This is a genomic window from Ruegeria sp. HKCCD6428, assembly GCF_013110595.1.
Classification (GTDB): domain Bacteria; phylum Pseudomonadota; class Alphaproteobacteria; order Rhodobacterales; family Rhodobacteraceae; genus Ruegeria.
The window spans coordinates 589,741-606,923 of sequence record NZ_WVQX01000002.1; the positions used below are offsets into that span (position 1 = coordinate 589,741).

General features: G+C 58.6%; 16 protein-coding genes. 7 read left to right on the plus strand and 9 right to left on the minus strand.

Annotated elements, in window-relative coordinates:
- Positions 1–18: 18 nt before the first annotated feature.
- The 6 genes from GS620_RS08090 to GS620_RS08115 form a co-directional block, all read right to left on the minus strand.
- The gene (locus tag GS620_RS08090) at positions 19–2,058 is read right to left on the minus strand and encodes a bifunctional aldolase/short-chain dehydrogenase (RefSeq protein ID WP_216597842.1); all 2,040 of its coding nucleotides are present in this window, start codon (positions 2,056–2,058) and stop codon (positions 19–21) included.
- 63 nt (positions 2,059–2,121) lie between these two features.
- Positions 2,122–3,228: an S-methyl-5-thioribose-1-phosphate isomerase gene (gene mtnA, locus GS620_RS08095; protein ID WP_171615116.1), complete on the minus strand. Its 1,107-nt coding sequence runs from the start codon at positions 3,226–3,228 to the stop codon at positions 2,122–2,124.
- A gap of 121 nt (positions 3,229–3,349) precedes the next feature.
- Positions 3,350–3,805 carry a YaiI/YqxD family protein gene (locus GS620_RS08100; RefSeq protein ID WP_171615118.1) on the minus strand — a complete coding sequence of 152 codons (456 nt, stop codon included), beginning with the start codon at positions 3,803–3,805 and terminating at the stop codon, positions 3,350–3,352.
- Positions 3,802–5,259 carry a Si-specific NAD(P)(+) transhydrogenase gene (sthA, locus tag GS620_RS08105; RefSeq protein ID WP_171615120.1) on the minus strand — a complete coding sequence of 486 codons (1,458 nt, stop codon included), beginning with the start codon at positions 5,257–5,259 and terminating at the stop codon, positions 3,802–3,804. The genes GS620_RS08100 and sthA overlap by 4 nt, the downstream gene beginning before the upstream one ends.
- A gap of 3 nt (positions 5,260–5,262) precedes the next feature.
- The gene (gene fghA / locus GS620_RS08110) at positions 5,263–6,096 is read right to left on the minus strand and encodes an S-formylglutathione hydrolase (protein ID WP_171119176.1); all 834 of its coding nucleotides are present in this window, start codon (positions 6,094–6,096) and stop codon (positions 5,263–5,265) included.
- 103 nt (positions 6,097–6,199) lie between these two features.
- A complete protein-coding gene (locus GS620_RS08115) occupies positions 6,200–7,129 on the minus strand; it encodes an AEC family transporter (RefSeq protein ID WP_171119178.1) in 930 nt (309 codons plus the stop codon).
- 146 nt (positions 7,130–7,275) lie between these two features.
- Between GS620_RS08115 and GS620_RS08120 the strand changes: the two genes are divergently transcribed.
- Positions 7,276–7,893 (plus strand): TetR/AcrR family transcriptional regulator, encoded by a 618-nt coding sequence (locus GS620_RS08120; RefSeq protein WP_171119180.1) that lies wholly within the window; start codon positions 7,276–7,278, stop codon positions 7,891–7,893.
- A gap of 106 nt (positions 7,894–7,999) precedes the next feature.
- On the opposite strand, the gene GS620_RS08125 is transcribed toward GS620_RS08120, so the two are convergent.
- Complete coding sequence (locus GS620_RS08125) at positions 8,000–8,773, minus strand: hypothetical protein (protein ID WP_171615122.1); 774 nt, start codon at positions 8,771–8,773, stop codon at positions 8,000–8,002.
- Between the two features lie 55 nt (positions 8,774–8,828).
- On the opposite strand from GS620_RS08125, the gene GS620_RS08130 reads away from it, so the two are divergent.
- Together GS620_RS08130 and GS620_RS08135 are read left to right on the plus strand one after the other, a co-directional pair.
- Positions 8,829–9,047, plus strand: coding sequence for a hypothetical protein (locus tag GS620_RS08130; protein WP_171615124.1), 219 nt, complete (start codon positions 8,829–8,831; stop codon positions 9,045–9,047).
- A 93-nt stretch (positions 9,048–9,140) separates the two neighbouring features.
- Positions 9,141–9,524 (plus strand): LysR substrate-binding domain-containing protein, encoded by a 384-nt coding sequence (locus tag GS620_RS08135; protein ID WP_171615126.1) that lies wholly within the window; start codon positions 9,141–9,143, stop codon positions 9,522–9,524.
- A 92-nt stretch (positions 9,525–9,616) separates the two neighbouring features.
- Here GS620_RS08135 and GS620_RS08140 read toward each other — a convergent pair whose 3' ends face one another.
- Together GS620_RS08140 and GS620_RS08145 are read right to left on the minus strand one after the other, a co-directional pair.
- Complete coding sequence (locus GS620_RS08140; protein WP_152460215.1) at positions 9,617–10,318, minus strand: GntR family transcriptional regulator; 702 nt, start codon at positions 10,316–10,318, stop codon at positions 9,617–9,619.
- 78 nt (positions 10,319–10,396) lie between these two features.
- Entirely contained in the window at positions 10,397–11,758 is a 1,362-nt protein-coding gene (locus GS620_RS08145; RefSeq protein ID WP_171615128.1) for a formimidoylglutamate deiminase, read from the minus strand.
- Positions 11,759–11,840: 82 nt separating this feature from the next.
- Here GS620_RS08145 and hutI point away from each other — a divergent pair, with 82 nt between their 5' ends.
- Genes hutI through hutU form a run of 4 tightly spaced genes read left to right on the plus strand, consistent with a single transcriptional unit; the run spans position 11,841 to position 17,057 of the window.
- Positions 11,841–13,052, plus strand: coding sequence for an imidazolonepropionase (gene hutI, locus GS620_RS08150; RefSeq protein ID WP_171615130.1), 1,212 nt, complete (start codon positions 11,841–11,843; stop codon positions 13,050–13,052).
- Entirely contained in the window at positions 13,049–14,587 is a 1,539-nt protein-coding gene (gene hutH, locus GS620_RS08155) for a histidine ammonia-lyase (protein WP_171615132.1), read from the plus strand. Before hutI ends, hutH begins: the two co-directional genes overlap by 4 nt.
- Positions 14,584–15,378 carry an N-formylglutamate deformylase gene (gene hutG, locus GS620_RS08160; RefSeq protein ID WP_171119194.1) on the plus strand — a complete coding sequence of 265 codons (795 nt, stop codon included), beginning with the start codon at positions 14,584–14,586 and terminating at the stop codon, positions 15,376–15,378. Before hutH ends, hutG begins: the two co-directional genes overlap by 4 nt.
- Positions 15,375–17,057: a urocanate hydratase gene (gene hutU / locus GS620_RS08165; protein ID WP_171615134.1), complete on the plus strand. Its 1,683-nt coding sequence runs from the start codon at positions 15,375–15,377 to the stop codon at positions 17,055–17,057. The genes hutG and hutU overlap by 4 nt, the downstream gene beginning before the upstream one ends.
- Positions 17,058–17,183 lie beyond the last annotated feature (126 nt).

The following is a 17,183-nucleotide window of genomic DNA, read 5'->3' on the forward strand; positions in this document are numbered from 1 at the left end:
ACCAATCGGGCAAAGGCGTTACCGAAGTTCGGCCTCGGTATTGCCGCCATCCACCGTAACGACATGACCGGTGGTGCGTTCCATCAGCGCCAGCGCAACAAAGGCGTTCGCGACATGCTTCGCCTCGACTTCGCGGCCCAGCAGGTTGCCTGACATATAGGTCTCCTCGGAAACGCCACGTGCGGCAGCGCGTTCCTGAATGAACCCATCCGTCAGCAGGCCAGACCGAATTCGGTCTGCATTCACCCCGTTCACACGGATTCCATATTCGGCCAATTCAAGCGTCAACTGGCGCAATAGGAACAGGGTGGCGGCTTTTGGCGTGCCGTAAGCCCCCATGTTCCGCCCCGGGTTGATCGCCTGTTTGGAGATATTGAACAGGATCTGACCGCCGCGGCCCTGAGCTTGCATCACTCGGGCAGCCTGTGTCGCAAATGCCTTGTGCGCGAAGAAATTCAGTTCAAAAGCCGCACGGAATTCGTCGTCGCCAAGATCCAGCAAAGCGCCCGAAGTCGCCGACCCGGCATTCGATACCATTACATCGATCCCACCAAACCGGTGTATCGCCGCCGCAATCGCGGCATCTGCGGCGCCACTCTCGGTTACGTCGCAGGCATATGTCGAATGCCATGTGCCAAGGGTCGATTTGGCCTCGGCCAACGCCCGTTCATCCCGGTCCACCAGAACGACATTTGCACCGGCGTCAGCAAAGGCCTTGGCGGTGGCCAAACCTATCGCCCCTGCACCGCCGGTCACCATCACAATCTTGCCCTGAAGCGGAGGTGGTGAGCTTTTGCCCAGCTTCGCCTGTTCCAAGGACCAGTATTCACAATCAAAGCGATCTTTTTCATTGATGGGAAAAAAACCGCCCGCGTCTTCGCCCACTGTTCGAACCCGCAGGTTTTGTTCCGCAAGATCCGCCGCTGCCGAGGCAGCCTTTGCGTTCGGGCCCATTCCCAGGACCCCCACGCCCTCGATCCAGGCATGTTTGGGGTCTTGGGGCAGCAGTTTCTTGGGTTCGTCGGCCTGCGGCGCCTGCCGTTCAAAATACGCCCGATAGTCTTTGGCAAACTCTTCGACCTTTGCCTTGATCCGCGCCCGCCCCCCAGACAAATCCGACGCGCGCAATACAAGCGGGCAGCCTTTTGTCCGCAACACGTGATCCGGCGACGCCATGCCCCGCTGGGCCAATGAGTCAATATCCGGACGATCGAAAAACTGCATGACATCCGGCCCGTTGCGGAGGTCAAAAACCGGCATCGGGTCATCCCGTTGGGCCGCCACTTCGGCGATGACCCCGCGCAGGATCGGCAACACCTCAAGATTCTCAGCCGGATCGCGACGGCCAATTGTCGTCAGGTCCTTCATTCCGAAATAGGCAGCAACCTCGTTGGTATGCGCCACGATCCGGTCATAACTTTCCTGCGCCGTCGCGCCGAACGTGAAATGCCCGTGCTGAAGCAGCAGAAGCCCTTCGACATTCGGGTTTTCGTCAAATACCTCGGCCGCCTTTTTGGCCAGCCCGAAGCCAGGCATGATATAGGGCACAATGCCCAGTCGGTCGCCAAAAATCTCGCGGCAGACTTCCTCGGCATTTGGCAGATTGGCGAGCACCAGAAAGGGTGTCGCATGCGTATGATCCACATATTTGTGCGGCAGAAATGCATGCAACAGAGTTTCCACAGAGGGGTTCGGAGAACCCGAATCCAACAGATTGGCGCGCTGAACATTGACCATCTGCGCATCTGACAGATGGTCCAATGCGCGCAGTTTCATCAAAGGATCAAGCCACACGCCCGGCAGGCCCGGTGCCTCGATGCTGTCCAGATCCCACCCAGATCCCTTGACATGCAGAACGCGCTGCGGATCACCGAACAGATCAGGGCGTTCCAGTTTGACCGACGTGTTGCCTCCTCCGTGCATCAGGAGGTCCGGGTTCTGACCGATCAGCCGCGAGGTATAGACACGTTCGCCCAGTTCCTGATCCGCGGGGTCTGTTCCGGCCCGATCACGCCATTTCCGTGCCTCGTCGGCCCTGTACCAGTTTTCAATCATCATTCATTCTCAGCAAGTTGAGCGGGTGCATGATCCGCGTGGGCGATTGCACAATTCAAGACTGTACTAAACAAAGTGTGAACCAGCCCGTTCGGGAAACAACCGGGCAAGCCCGTCAGCAGACGCCTCGCTGACGCCGCGCTCGGTGATAAGCCCCGTCACCAGCCGGTTTGGGGTGACATCAAAGGCAGGATTGCCACCTTCCGTGCCATCTGGCGTCACGCGTACATCCGAGATGTTCCCCTGCCCATCAACCCCCATGACATGGGTGACTTCCCTGGAATCACGTTCTTCGATCGGGATTTCGGCGACTCCGTCGCGAACGGTCCAGTCAATCGTAGGGGAGGGCAGGGCGACGTAAAATGGCACACCGTTGTCCCGCGCAGCCAAAGCTTTCAGATAGGTCCCGATCTTGTTGCAAACATCACCTTGGGCCGTGGTTCGGTCCGTGCCCGTAATCACCAAATCAACCAGGCCGTGCTGCATCAAATGACCGCCGGCATTGTCCACGATGTAACGATGTGGAATGCCATGTTCGCCCAATTCCCAGGATGTCAGCGCTCCCTGGTTGCGTGGTCTGGTTTCATCCACCCAGACGTGCAAGGGGATGCCCGCGTCATGTGCGTGATACATCGGGCTTGTGGCCGTGCCCCAATCCACAGTCGCCAGCCATCCCGCATTGCAATGCGTCAGCAAACGAACCGGTTCTCCGGCGGGTTTTCGGGCCGCGATATCCTTGATCAGTTCCAACCCGTGCCGGCCGATTGCGGCGTTGATCTCGACATCTTCGTCTGCAATCTCCTGCGCCAGCGACCAGGCGCGCTCGGCACGATCACCCGGAGCAAGCGGCATCAGCGCTTCTCGGCATCTGTCCAATGCCCAGCGCAGGTTGATTGCCGTGGGTCGGGTTGCATGCAAAACGTCATACGCGGCATCAAAGGAGGCTTCGGAGCTGTCCCGAGACATCTGCTCGGCAATTCCAAACGCAGCGGTCGCGCCTATCAAGGGTGCGCCCCTGACCCACATATCCCGTATCGCAGCTGCAAATTCATCAAGGGTTTTCAGGGTTACGACCCGAAAATCATGCGGCAACCACCGTTGGTCGATGATCCGGACCTCATCTGCCGGTTTGTCCCACCAAATAGACCGATAATGGGTGCCTTGTACTTTCATAACGCAGTCTCCGTATTCGAAAAGCCTGATCGGAATTCAAGCACAGGGTGCGTTCTAATGAGGTACTTGTAAACGGGCGTTTCGGTATTCGGGTCAGTAATTGATCCGGCAAAAGGAATGGTCATCCCTTTCTGGCGGCACGTATTTCCCGTTCCAAGGCGTCCAGAAACCGCGAGCGGTCGGCTTTGCCGAAGGGTCGCCCGCCGCCGCCGGTTCCCAACGGATTGGCCGCGCGCAGATCGGCCATCAAGTCTCGCATTGCCAGTTGTTGGCCAATATTTGCCGCAGTGAAGGTTTCACCATTCGGGCGCAGCACGCGTGCGCCCGCTTCGACGCATTTTGCGGCCAAAGGGATGTCGGACGTTATGACGACATCCCCTTCTCCACAGCGTTCGGCAATCCATTTGTCGGCCTCATCGGCGCCTTCGGAAACGACAACGACCTGCACCAGCGGGTTGGCCGATGGACGAAGCCCGCCATTGGACACCAGCGCCATCGGCACTTTGTGCCGCGTGGCGACCCGTTCGGCCTCGGCTTTTACGGGACAGGCATCGCCATCGACATACAGCGTCGTCACGCCTTCTTTGCCTCTTTCTTTGCCGGTTCCACCGGTTTCTTTTTGACCTTGAATTCCTCAGGTATGGGCATGCGGTTGAACGCATCCAGGCCCGCGATTTTATACGCTTCGGCAAGTGTCGGGTAGTTGAACGTGTTCTGAACGAAGTAGTCCACCGTACCTTTCAGGTTCAGCACGGCCTGCGCGATATGAATCAACTCCGTCGCGCCTTCACCAACGATCTGGACACCCAGCACCCTGCGGGTCTTGAGCGAGAACAGCATTTTCAACATGCCGTGTTCCAGCCCCATGATATGCCCGCGTGATGTCTCGCGGAATCGCGCGACACCGACTTCGTAGGGGATGTTGCGCTCCTGCAATTCTTCTTCCGACATTCCGCAGGTTGATATTTCGGGCACTGAATAGATGCCATAGGGGTACCACGGGCTTTCCGGCAGCGTGGGCGTTTCAAGCGCGTGACAGGCAGCCACGCGCCCCTGCTGCAAAGAGGTCGATGCCAGTGACGGATGTCCGATCACATCGCCCGTGGCATAGATATGCGGCACCGCCGTTTGATATGTCTTGCGGTCTACCTTGATCCGATTGCGGTGGTCTGTTTCCAGCCCGACGGCATCCAGATTGAGTTTGGACGTCGCCCCCATGCGTCCGGCCGCAAACAGAAGCATTTCAGCGCGAACGTGGCGACCGTTTTCAAGGGTCACTTCCACATGTTCACCGGCGTCTTCAATTTTCTCGACAGCCGAGCCCAAACGCAGGTCGACACCGTTTTCCCGGATCTGATGGGTAAAGTCGTGAATCAACCGGCTGTCGATGAAATCCAGAAACGTGTCGCGGGGTTCGATCAGCGTCACACGCACGTCCAGGGCCGAAAACATCGTGGCATATTCCACGCCAATGACCCCGGCACCGATAACGACCAGCGAGCGCGGAATCTCAGCCATTTCCAGAAATTCATCACCGTCCACTACCGTTTTGCCCTTGAACGGGACATAATCCGGTCGATAGGTTTTCGTACCTGTCGCGATCAGGAACTTCGCGGCCGTCACACGCGTTGTTTCCCCGGCATCGGTTGCGACCTCTACTTCGTGCGGCCCGACAAATCTGGCCAGGCCGTCGAGGGTTTCGACGTGGTTCCGATTGAACTGATGCTCCAACACATCGACTTCATGGTCGAGGGTCATATGCAGGCGGGCTTTCAAGTCTTCTGCCCGGATCTGATCCTTTACCCGGTATGAACGCCCGTAAAAGCTGCGCTCGCGCCAGCCCGACAGGTTCAGAACCGTTTCGCGCAAGGTCTTGGACGGAATTGTCCCGGTGTGGACAGAGACGCCACCAAAACGGTCTTTGCGGTCGATGACCAGCACACGCCGTTTCAGTTTGCCTGCCTGAATCGCCGCAGAACGCCCAGAAGGCCCCGACCCTATGATGATCAGGTCATAATCGTAGCTGCTCATCCCTCAATCTCCGTACAGTGCCTCGGCATGGAAGATGACGTGATCTTCCATAAACGTGGACACAAAGAAGTACGAATGATCGTAACCCGGCTGGAAGCGATACGTCGCTTGCTGGCGACGTTCGGCGATGGCTTGCGCCAACGCTTCGGGGCGCAGAAAATCCATGAACTGATCGTTTGCACCGGTGTCGATCAGGATCGGACCGTCGAAGCCGGTTTTCTTCATCAACAAGGACGCATCGTGTTTTGACCAAAGCGCTTCGTCGTCACCAAGGTAGGCGCTCAGCTGTTTGCGGCCCCAATCCGCTCCGGTCGGGTTCGAGATCGGCGCAAAGGCTGACACCGAACGGAAGCGTCCGGGCAGGTTCATGGCAAGTGTCAGGGCGCCGTGCCCCCCCATGGAATGGCCCGTAATGGCTTGGCGTTCGCTGTCGATGGCGAAGTTTTCGCACAGCAGGGCGGGCAGCTCTTCGGCAACATAGTCCCACATCCGAAAATGCGGTGCCCAGGGTTCCTGTGTTGCGTTCACATAGAACCCCGCGCCCTGACCCAGGTCGTAATCTTCGTGATCTGCGACGCCGTCACCACGCGGTGACGTATCTGGAAACACCACGGCAATTCCCTGTTCCGCGGCCCACGCCTGAGCCCCGGCTTTGGTCATCGCGTTTTCATGGGTGCAGGTCAATCCCGACAAATACCAAAGAACCGGGACCGGGCCGTCCTTGGCCTCGGCTGGAAGAAACAGGCCAAAAGTCATGTCACACTTGCACGACGAGGAAGCGTGGCGGTACACGCCCTGCACACCGCCGAAACAGGCATTTTCCGAAATGGTTTCCATCAGGCACCGTCCTTGTTTTCGAGTCGCAACATGGCTAACGATCCGCGGACCCGGCGTAAAGTCTGTGCGCCTTCGTTGAGAGTATTTTTCGAAAAGGTGAAGGTCAGAATGTGCCCGCCCAGGCGATCACCATCGGCACGGTGAGAATACTTACGATTGTGGATAGAAGGATTGCCGCCGACGCGCGATGCGGGGCAATGCCGTAATGCGCGGCCAGCATGTAAACATTGCCCGCCACAGGCAAAGCAGCGGCAGAGATGGCAACAGTTGCGGGAAAAGTATCAATCGGTATCAGCCATAACAGAGCGACCGCAACGCAGGCCGGATGGATCACCAGTTTGCAGAAGCTCAACCATGCCGCGATCTGGACACGTTCAGCCGACTTGTCTGCCAATGATGCACCAATGGCGAACAATGCACCCGGAGTTGCTGCCCCACCGAGAATGATAAGAAAATCGCCAAGAGGTTCAGGAACAGGCAATTGCAGCGAGGACCAGATGAGACCGGCCGAGATGGATACGATCATGGGATTGCGGACCAAACCCAGTCCGATCAGCTTGAAGGTGGTCGGAGTCAATCTACCGTCACGGCCGCCGTTGATCAGGATCACGATCAGGGAAGAGAACACGACCAGATCGACGGTCAGGACCAGCATCACGGGCCCGATCGCAGCCTCGGAGAACAAAAGGGAAAGCATGGGCAGCCCGAGGAACCCGACATTGCCGATGGCCGCGCACTGAGCCTCGACCGCAGCAGTCGGAATGTCGAGCCCGCGCAGCCAGGCGATGGCCGACGCCAGAACGTAAACGGTCATGGTTCCCAGCAGATATCCTAGGATGAGCCGGGCATTGAAAATCTCGGCAAAGGGAAGGGTGGCGGCAAAGCGAAACAGCATCGCCGACAGCGCAAAGAAAAAGACGAACTTGGTCAGATATGCCGTGGCTTCAGCCGTGAAGAACCGCGTGCGCCCCGCCCAAAAGCCCAGGCCGATAATCGCGAAAAACGGAAGGGTGCGCAGAAATATTTCGACCATGGGCCCAGTCCTAGCACGGTTTGAACGCGCTGCAAGTCCCCGGCATCAAAGCAAATGCAACCTCCGCTTCGCTGAAATATTCGAGAATCGTTGTATCTAAACCGAACGGTTTATAAACTGGCGCGGCTATCGATCGAGGAGAAGACATGACCCAGACCGCCACCATTCTGCGCACCGGCCGGAAATTCGACCAGGTTCTGCGCGGGGCTCGACAGGTTTTCATGGCGGATGGGTTTGAAGGGGCAAGTGTGGATGACATTGCCCGCGCGGCTGGCGTGTCAAAAGCAACGCTTTACAGCTATTTCCCGGACAAGCGCCTTTTGTTCATGGAAGTGGCCCAGACAGAATGCTGCCTGATGGCCGAGCGGGTCATCTCGATGATCGACGAAACCAAGCCTGCCCGCGAAGTGCTTCAGATCACGGCGACGCAATTGACGGCCTTTCTTGTGTCGGATTTCGCGCAGCAGGTTTTCAGGATCTGCGTTGCCGAGCGCGACCGGTTTCCCGAGCTTGGTCGTGCGTTCTATGAGGCAGGGCCGCAAAACGGCCAGCGACAGATGGCCGAGTATCTGGAAAAAGCCGTGGCCAAGGGCGAATTGGCCATTGATGATGTACATATCGCTGCCGAGCAGTTTTCCGAACTGTGCAAAGTGCGGATCTGGACCCGGGCGGCTTTTGGTATTCAGAACACGTTCACCCAGGAAGAAATAGATCAGGTCGCTGCTCAGGCTGTTGACATGTTTCTTGCCCGTTACGGGGTCTGATCCATAAAAGTGATGGCCCGCGCCCGGAACAGGGGCGCAGACCATCGCTCACTCACCAAAACACTCGATACACAACAGTTTAAAGCTGTAAGTCTTGTAAAACCCTTTACTCGATGAAAGTTCTGGCCAGACGCTCGCTGACAGGCTGTGCCAGATATGCAATCACCGTGCGTTCGCCTGTGTTGACGAACAGGTCTGCGGGCATGCCGGGGACCAAGTCCAAAGCCGCCACTTCGTCGGATTGCTGATCGTTCAGTTTGACCCGGGTCTTGAAAAAGCTCTCGCCCGTGCGTTCGTCTTTCAATGCGTCGGTTGAGATATCAAAGAGGGAACCCCGGGCCTTGGGCGCATCGGCCTGCGCGAAAGCCGACAAACGAATCCGTATGGCCTGACCGATTTTCAGCTTGTTGACGTCACCAAGTCTAATCCGGCCCGAAATCGCCGAATTGCAACCGATAAGGATGTCGTCGCCGCCTTTACCGTTCTGCGGATCATCGCCGACCGCGCCGTTCAGCGCATTGGTCAGATCGCTGACGACAATCACGTCGCTATCATCCGAGGCAACGACGTTCTCAATTGAAAACAGCACATCGGTCTCGGCCTGGTTCGAGATCACGTCCTGACCGATGACACCGATGCCCCCTGATGCGTTCACATTCAGCTTGGCGCCTGCATCCGCCAGCGTTTCCTGTACAACCGGGCCGTTTTGGCCGACCCACCCATTGTGCGGATGGATGGCCGAAACTGCGCCGGGGATGGGCGTGTTCAGGTCAGCTTCGTTCCGCCCGACAACGCTCAGTTCGCTGGAATACGAGACTTCTCCGGTCGCCGAATTCCGGGTGATGACTACGGTCGCGTGGCCGGTGACCTTGCTGTCCAAGGCCGGCCCGGGCTCTTGCTCCGCGTTCAGGCTACCGCTCAGGGTGACGGTGCGAATGTCACCCTTGGCCAACCAGATCAAAAAACTTAAACAGGAATTGGGAATCGATCTGTTCCTGCGCCTCAACAACGAGGTGCGCCCGGCACTGTACGGTGCCCGTGTCGTTGAACCGGCTGGGCGCCTTCTGAACGATGCGCAGAAAATCCGTGACACCGCAACCGAGTTCCGCGACCCCGAAGCAGTTCCTTTAACCGTCGGAAGGACTCCGACTTAGGCCCCTTATCTGACCGGGTATCTCTCTGAACCCTTCAGCTCGCTGTTTCCAAGGATGGGGGTCACGCTGATCTAGGATCTGCCTGAAAATATATTGCGTATGGTCGATGATCACTTGCTGGACATGGCGCTTGTGGCGAAGATCAACAGCAGCGCCGCTTTGGATTTCACTTCAATCTGGTCTGAACCATTGTTTCTGGCCCTTCGAAAAGGGCAACCGCTTTGCGCCTTGTCGTCCACCACCCCAGAGGATGTTCCGCCATATGATTTCATCCGGCTTCCACACGGTTTCGGATACGAACTTGAGGGGAGGCTTCCCAAACATGACGGATCAACCCGGATCAGCAAAGGTTTCGACCTGACCACGCTGAGGTTCGAGACGATCTGCCGCCATATTTGCCATTCCGACGATTGTACAATTGTCTCGGCCTTGGCCGCTGAACAACGAGAACCAAATCTCTGCTGCTTCGGACGCTGAACGGGCAAAGGTGACTGCCACGACAGTCAGGAAGGTGGGATCGAAGCGATAAGGTTTTGCCTCTATGTCAAAACCTGTTCGGTGCTCTGGCCTCAATACGTGGTGCGCATCTGGTATCCCTGATGGAAAGTCATGCGCACGAAAGTTACCGGATCGCTGCGAAACCATGTCGTGCGTTCCAGCTGAAACAACGGTGTGCCGGGCGGTACCGCCAGAAACTCCTGCAAATGCCCTGTTGCGGGGACCGCAGAGAAGGCAATTTCAGCGTTTGAAAACGGTACCTCGGACAGCAGCCATTCATTCGGCCCGGTGGTCAGGAAATCTTCGTCGAGAACCTGAGGCACGGTGCTGACGTTGATCCAGCGTTCCTCGAACTGGAATGGACGGTTGTCGGCGTGGTGCATACATTGCAGATGGACGACCTGCGCACCTTCCGGGATGTTCAGCTTTGCCTGCAACCACGCGGGGCAATCGATCAGTGTTCGGCTGACCAGAGCATAGCGGTATTCGGCGTTCATTTCTTCGATGGTCTGCCGAACGACAGTGATCGGTAATTTCGCCTGTTTTACCGGTGTGGTCACAACACGCGTGCCACCCTTGCGTTTGCGGGTGACAATTCCCTGTTCGGCAAGTTCCCGCAGCGCCCGATTGACCGTCGCCCGTGCAACGCCGAATTCGGCTGCCAGTTCCATCTCGGTGGGCAACAGGCTGCCCTGTGGCCAGACACGGGTTTGAATGCGGTTCACGACTTCGTCCCGAATGTCCTGAAAACCGAGGGGTTTTTGATCGGTCACGTGGTGTTCATCCAATTACGTACAAACATATTGCTATTATGAGGTCATTTTTGTCAGCCCGTAAAGGCGGCAGCAAGCTCAAAGCCTCGGCATGAGATCAGCCATGGCCCGCCGATAGTCAGATACGATCCGATCCCGAGCAATATGTCGGCCCAGGCGCACCTGATGGCGGCCGGCCGACCACAGATCGGTCACTACGTGGTCCTTCGCGGCAAAGACCAACCCGTCGAGCAACTGTTCAGGACGCAGGGCACAAAGTGCCGGATCCTGGCTGTCAATGGCAACAAGATCCGCCAGCATCCCTTCTGCGATCTGGCCCGCCGCGCGACCCAGAGCCTGCGCACCGCCCAAAGCCGCATTGCAATACAGTGTCTGTCCTACCGAACCGTCCCCTTCGACCAGGACATTGCGCGACAGGTCTCGCAGGCGTTGGGAATACTCCAGCGTACGCAGTTCCTCTGTCATCGAAACCAACACGTTTGAATCCGACCCGACCCCGAAACGACCACCGGCTTCAAGAAAGACGGCCCCATTGAAAGGGCCATCCCCCAAATTGGCTTCGGTGATCGGGCAAAGCCCCGCGACCGCGCCCGTTACAGCCATATCGCGGGTCTCCTTTTCCGTCATGTGAGTGGCGTGGATGAGGCACCAGCGATGGTTTAACGGTGCATTGCTCAGCAGCCATTCCACCGGGCGGGCGCCCAGACCCTCGTGAACCTGCTCAACTTCCATGGGTTGTTCCGCAATGTGGATATGGACAGGTCCCGTCTTTTTTGCGTTCAGAACCCGGGCAAGATCTTGCGGTGATGTCGCGCGCAAGGAATGTGGGGCAATGCCTATCTGACAGTCACCCGGCAGATCGCCCAGTGCCGCATGCGCATGTTCGACCAACGCCAGATAGCCGTCCACATCATTACCAAATCGTTGCTGTCCCGCTTCCAACGGTTGCTCGCCGACCCCTGCGTAAGAATAAAGTACGGGCAGATGCGTCAGCCCGATTCCCGTCTCGTCCGCAGCAGCCATGATCCGCTGGGACAGCTCTGCAAGATTGTCATAAGGTGTGCCGTCTGGCTGGTGATGCAGATAATGGAATTCACCAACCGAGGCGTAACCGGCTTCCTGCATCTCCATATAGACCAGAGCGGCAATCGCCTGCACCTGATCAGGCGTCAGATGGGCGGTGAAACGATACATTAGTTCCCGCCACGTCCAGAAACTGTCGCGACCGGCCTTTCGGTATTCGGTCATGCCTGCCATCGCGCGCTGAAATGCGTGGCTGTGCAGATTGGCCAATGCGGGCAGCAAAGTGTCGACGCAAGTGTCACCCTCTTGCGCCGTCGCGCCCTGTTGCAGCGACACTATCAGCCCTTGCCTGATTTCTACCCGCAGGTTCGTAACCCAACCGGTGCTCAATAATGCGCGATTAGCGAAGATAGCCATTTTCCACCTCATTTTATGCATAGACATATAAATGATAGAAATGTACTAGAAAAGAAGGAAATGCATGGAGGGTGCGAGTCACATGCAGACGCAAACGCAGGTTTTGACGGATCTTGATGCCGCAACGATGACCGAAGGCGGCGCGCCATACGGTTTGGTCCCGGATGCCGCGATCGCGTTGCAGGACGGACAAATCGCATGGATCGGAGCTGTCGCTGACCTTCCTTCAAGATTCGCCGACCAGCCGCGGACTCGACTCGGTGGACGCCTGGTTACGCCTGCGTTGATCGATTGCCACACTCATGTGGTTCACGGTGGCCATCGCGCCACAGAATTCGAAATGCGCCTGAACGGCGCGAGCTATGAAGAGGTCGCCCGCGCCGGGGGTGGAATCATCTCGACCGTAAAGGCCACGCGCGCGGCCGGCGTGGAGGAACTGGTCGCACAAGCATTGCCGCGAGTTGATGCGATGCTGGCCCAAGGGATATCGGTCATCGAAGTGAAGTCCGGTTACGGGTTGGATGACAAGACTGAATTGAACATGTTGCGCGCGGCTCGGGCGTTGCCGGATCATCGTCCCGTCCGCGTTCTGACCAGCTTTTTGGGGGCTCATGCGGTGCCTCGGGACTATGCGGGCAGGGCGTCGGACTACATTCATCAGGTCTGCGTTCCCACGCTTCGCGCCGCTCATGCCGAGGGATTGGTCGATGCGGTCGATGCCTTCTGCGAAGGCATTGCCTTTCAACCCGAAGAGCTGATCCCGCTTTTTGATGTCGCGACAGAGCTTGGCCTGCCGATCAAGATCCACGCCGAACAATTGTCGAATTTGGGCGGCGCAAAACTGGCTGCCGGATACGGCGCCCTGTCGGCAGATCATATTGAGTACCTTGATGAAGCGGGTGTCCTGGATATGGCGCAGGCCGGTACCGTCGGCGTTATTCTGCCGGGGGCGTTCTACACCTTGCGCGAAACACAGACGCCACCGATTGACCTGTTGCGCCGGCATGCTGTGCCCATGGCGCTTGCCACGGATTGCAATCCCGGTTCGGCGCCGATGACCTCGCTGTTGCTGGCGATGAACATGGGCTGCACCCTGTTTCGCATGACGCCAGAGGAGGCCCTTAAGGGCGTGACGACCCACGCGGCCCGCGCTCTCGGGTTGGCTGACTGCGGTCAGATCTCAGTCGGGCGGCGCGCTGATCTGGCGGTTTGGAATGTCGAACACCCTGCGGAACTGGCCTATCGCATCGGCTTCAACCCTCTTCATACTCGCATATTCGGAGGTATATTTTGACGACGCTCACCCTCACCCCGGGCACCGTTACCCTGTCGCAGCTGGAAGAGATCTTTCGCGAAGAGTGCGCTGTTCGGTTGGACCCCGCCTGCCGCCCGGCCGTCGAAGAAGCGCACAAGCGCATCGCCGATGCGGCGGCGGGAGAGGCCGCCGTATATGGCGTGAACACGGGGTTCGGGAAACTGGCAAGCGTCAAAATCGCGGCCGAGGACACGGCAACCTTGCAGCGCAACCTGATCCTCAGCCATTGCTGTGGTGTGGGCCCTGCGATCCCGCGCGCCCTTGCCAGATTGATGATGGTTCTGAAATTGCTGAGCCTGGGGCGCGGGGCCTCGGGGGTTCGGCCAGAAGTGATCACCCTGCTGGAAGGGATGTTGTCCAAAGGTGTGACCCCGGTGATCCCGGCGCAGGGTTCAGTCGGGGCTTCGGGTGATCTTGCGCCCTTGTCCCACATGGCTGCCGTCATGATGGGCGCTGGTGAGGCCGAATTCGGTGGCGATGTGATGCCCGGTGATGCTGCGCTGTCCAAAGCGGGTCTGCACCCGATCGAATTGGGCCCCAAAGAAGGGCTGGCGCTGATCAATGGCACCCAGTTTTCGACGGCCTTTGCGCTGTCCGGCCTGTTTGGCGCATGGCAGGCGGCGCAAAGCGCGCTGGTTACCTCGGCGCTGACGACGGATGCGATCATGGGTTCGACCGCCCCGCTGCAACCGGAAATCCACACGTTGCGCGGGCATCGCGGGCAGATCGAGGCCGGCGTGACCATGCGGGCGCTGCTGGCCGGGTCGGTCATTCGTGAAAGCCATCGGGATGGCGATACCCGGGTTCAGGACCCGTATTGTATCCGCTGCCAGCCTCAGGTGGTGGGGGCCGCGATGGATGTGCTGAGGCAGGCCGCAACAACGCTGGAAATCGAGGCCAACGCGGCGACGGACAATCCTCTGGTTCTATCGGAAACCGGCCTGATCGTTTCGGGCGGGAATTTTCACGCCGAACCCGTTGGGTTTGCCGCAGACATGATCGCGCTTGCCGTGGCCGAGATCGGGGCAATTGCACAACGCCGCATTGCGTTGATCGTTGATCCGGCGCTCAGCTTTGATCTGCCGCCTTTTCTGACTCCCAATCCGGGCCTGAATTCGGGCTATATGATCGCTGAGGTGACGACTGCCGCACTGATGAGCGAAAACAAGCATCTGGCCAATCCATGCGTGACGGACTCGACGCCCACATCGGCCAATCAGGAAGATCACGTTTCGATGGCGGCCCATGGTGCGCGGCGATTGGGGCAGATGGTTGCCAATCTAGAACGTATTCTGGGGGTCGAACTGCTGTGTGCCACACAAGGGGTCGAGTTCCGCGCGCCGCTGCCTACGAGCGAAACGTTGCAGGCCGTGATGGCGCGGCTGCGAGCCGTGGTGCCGGCCTTGGGTGACGATCGCTTTATGGCACCCGAGATCGAAGCAGCCTCGGCCCTGATTGCCAGTGGTGAGATTGCCCGTGGCACGGGCATCGCCATGCCGGAACTTGGCGCATGAGCGGCCCGGTCGAGATTTCGCGCGGTGACGGTCCGATCGTGCTGGGTCTGCCGCATACCGGCACCCATGTTCCGGCCACGATCGAGGCCAAGTTGAATGCGCGGGGTCAAGCTCTAGCAGATACGGATTGGCATGTTCATACCTTGTATGAAGGACTTCTGCCCAGTGCGACCACGGTTCGGGCGACCTTCCACCGATATGTGATCGACGCCAACCGGGACCCGACGGGCGTGTCGCTTTATCCCGGCCAGAACACGACCTCTCTTGTGCCGCTGACGGACTTTGACGGCCAGGGCATTTGGGACATCCCGCCTTCGGAAAAGGATATCCTCGAACGACGGGAAGCTTTTCATGCACCGTATCATGCCGCCCTGAAGGCCGAGCTGGAACGCGTGAAGGCGGCGCATGGGGTTGCGGTGCTGTATGATTGCCACTCGATCCGCAGCCATATTCCTTTTCTGTTCGAAGGTACTCTGCCCGATATGAGCATCGGCACGAACAATGGGGCGACCTGCGCGCCGGAAATCGAAGCCATAGCGCATGAATTCGCGGCGTCCTCGCCCTGTACGGCTGTTCTGAATGGGCGGTTCAAGGGCGGATGGACAACGCGCCATTATGGGCGCCCCTCGGAAGGGGTTCACGCGATCCAGATGGAGCTGGCTCAGTCGACCTACCTGAAAACTGAAGCGCCGCCCTGGGCTTTTGATACCGACAAAGCCGACCGCCTGCGCCGGTGGCTCAAAGACATTCTTGACGCTATCCATGACACTGCATTGGAGCTTGCCCGATGACCGATCCTCGCAAAAATACCCGTGACATCTATCCCCCGACAGGGCCCGAACTGAACGCCAAAAGCTGGATGACCGAAGCCCCGATGCGGATGCTGATGAACAATCTGCACCCTGATGTGGCCGAGAATCCGCATGAGCTGGTTGTCTATGGCGGGATCGGCCGTGCCGCGCGGACGTGGAAAGATTTTGACACCATCGTTGCCAGCCTCAAGGACCTGGAGGAAGATGAAACGCTGGTGGTGCAATCCGGCAAACCGGTCGCCATCGTTCGGACGCATGCCGATGCACCTCGGGTGCTGATCGCGAACTCGAACCTCGTGCCGCATTGGGCCAACTGGGACCACTTCAACGAGCTCGATAAGAAGGGCCTGATGATGTACGGCCAGATGACGGCCGGTTCGTGGATCTATATCGGGACGCAAGGCATCGTTCAGGGCACCTACGAAACCTTCGCCGAGGCGGGGCGTCAACACTATGACGGGGACCTGACCGGCAAGTGGATTCTGACTGGCGGTTTGGGCGGCATGGGTGGCGCGCAACCTCTGGCGGCGGTCTTTGCAGGGGCGTGTTGCCTGGCCGTCGAGTGCAATCCAGACAGCATCGATTTCCGCCTGCGTACCAAGTATCTCGACGAAAAGGCCGAGACGCTGGACGAAGCGCTGGAAATGATCGACCGCTGGACCAGGGCGGGCGAGGCGAAATCTGTCGGTTTGCTGGGCAATGCGGCCGAGATTTTCCCCGAGATCTACCGGCGGATGCAGGCAGGCGGGATGCGACCTGACATCGTGACCGATCAGACCAGCGCCCATGATCCGGTCAACGGTTATCTGCCATTGGGCTGGAGCATGGCGCAGTGGAAAGACAAGAGGGAAAGCGACCCCAAGGCCGTGGAAAAGGCAGCCCGAGCGTCGATGAAGCAGCACGTGGCCGCCATGGTCGATTTCTGGAACGCGGGTGTGCCAACCCTGGACTATGGCAACAACATCCGGCAGGTGGCGCAGGACGAAGGCTTGGAAAACGCCTTTGCCTTCCCCGGTTTCGTGCCCGCCTATATCCGCCCGTTGTTCTGCCGCGGCATTGGCCCGTTCCGCTGGTGTGCGCTGTCGGGTGATCCCGAGGATATCTACAAAACTGACGCAAAGATGAAGGAACTGTTCCCCGAAAATACCCATCTGCACAATTGGCTCGACATGGCGCAGGAGCGCATCGCCTTTCAGGGCCTTCCCGCGCGCATCTGCTGGATCGGACTGGGTGACCGCCACAAGGCTGGGCTGGCATTCAACGAGATGGTCAAAACCGGAGAATTGAAGGCGCCGGTCGTCATCGGTCGCGACCACCTCGACAGCGGCTCGGTCGCGTCGCCGAACCGCGAAACCGAGGCGATGAAGGACGGCTCGGACGCGGTGTCGGATTGGCCGCTGCTGAATGCGCTGGTCAATACCGCCTCGGGCGCGACATGGGTCTCGCTGCACCACGGAGGCGGCGTTGGCATGGGTTTCAGTCAACATGCGGGTGTCGTGATTTGTGCCGACGGAACCGATGCAGCGGCCAGACGTCTCGAACGGGTTCTGTGGAACGATCCGGCTTCTGGCGTCTGGCGTCACGCAGATGCGGGTTATGCGGATGCCAAGGCCTGCGCACGTAAACACGGGCTGCGTCTGCCGGGGATTCTGGGCTGATTTGCCATTCATCTTTGAATTTGTCTGCATGGCTTAGCGCTAACGTCTCATTTTCCGGTTTCGAACCGGGGATGTTTCCGCTAGGGCTAAGCCGTTAAGCAGCCCGCCAGGCTAACGACAACTGAC

Excerpts from the sequence above, each read along its gene's own strand:
- GS620_RS08090 (WP_216597842.1), bottom strand. The coding sequence starts at position 2,058 with ATGATGATTGAAAACTGGTACAGGGCCGACGAGGCACGGAAATGGCGT.
- mtnA (WP_171615116.1), bottom strand. The coding sequence starts at position 3,228 with ATGAAAGTACAAGGCACCCATTATCGGTCTATTTGGTGGGACAAACCG.
- sthA (WP_171615120.1), bottom strand. The coding sequence starts at position 5,259 with ATGAGCAGCTACGATTATGACCTGATCATCATAGGGTCGGGGCCTTCT.
- fghA (WP_171119176.1), bottom strand. The coding sequence starts at position 6,096 with ATGGAAACCATTTCGGAAAATGCCTGTTTCGGCGGTGTGCAGGGCGTG.
- GS620_RS08115 (WP_171119178.1), bottom strand. The coding sequence starts at position 7,129 with ATGGTCGAAATATTTCTGCGCACCCTTCCGTTTTTCGCGATTATCGGC.
- GS620_RS08120 (WP_171119180.1), top strand. The coding sequence starts at position 7,276 with ATGACCCAGACCGCCACCATTCTGCGCACCGGCCGGAAATTCGACCAG.
- GS620_RS08130 (WP_171615124.1), top strand. The coding sequence starts at position 8,829 with ATGTCACCCTTGGCCAACCAGATCAAAAAACTTAAACAGGAATTGGGA.
- GS620_RS08145 (WP_171615128.1), bottom strand. The coding sequence starts at position 11,758 with ATGGCTATCTTCGCTAATCGCGCATTATTGAGCACCGGTTGGGTTACG.
- hutI (WP_171615130.1), top strand. The coding sequence starts at position 11,841 with ATGCAGACGCAAACGCAGGTTTTGACGGATCTTGATGCCGCAACGATG.
- hutG (WP_171119194.1), top strand. The coding sequence starts at position 14,584 with ATGAGCGGCCCGGTCGAGATTTCGCGCGGTGACGGTCCGATCGTGCTG.
- hutU (WP_171615134.1), top strand. The coding sequence starts at position 15,375 with ATGACCGATCCTCGCAAAAATACCCGTGACATCTATCCCCCGACAGGG.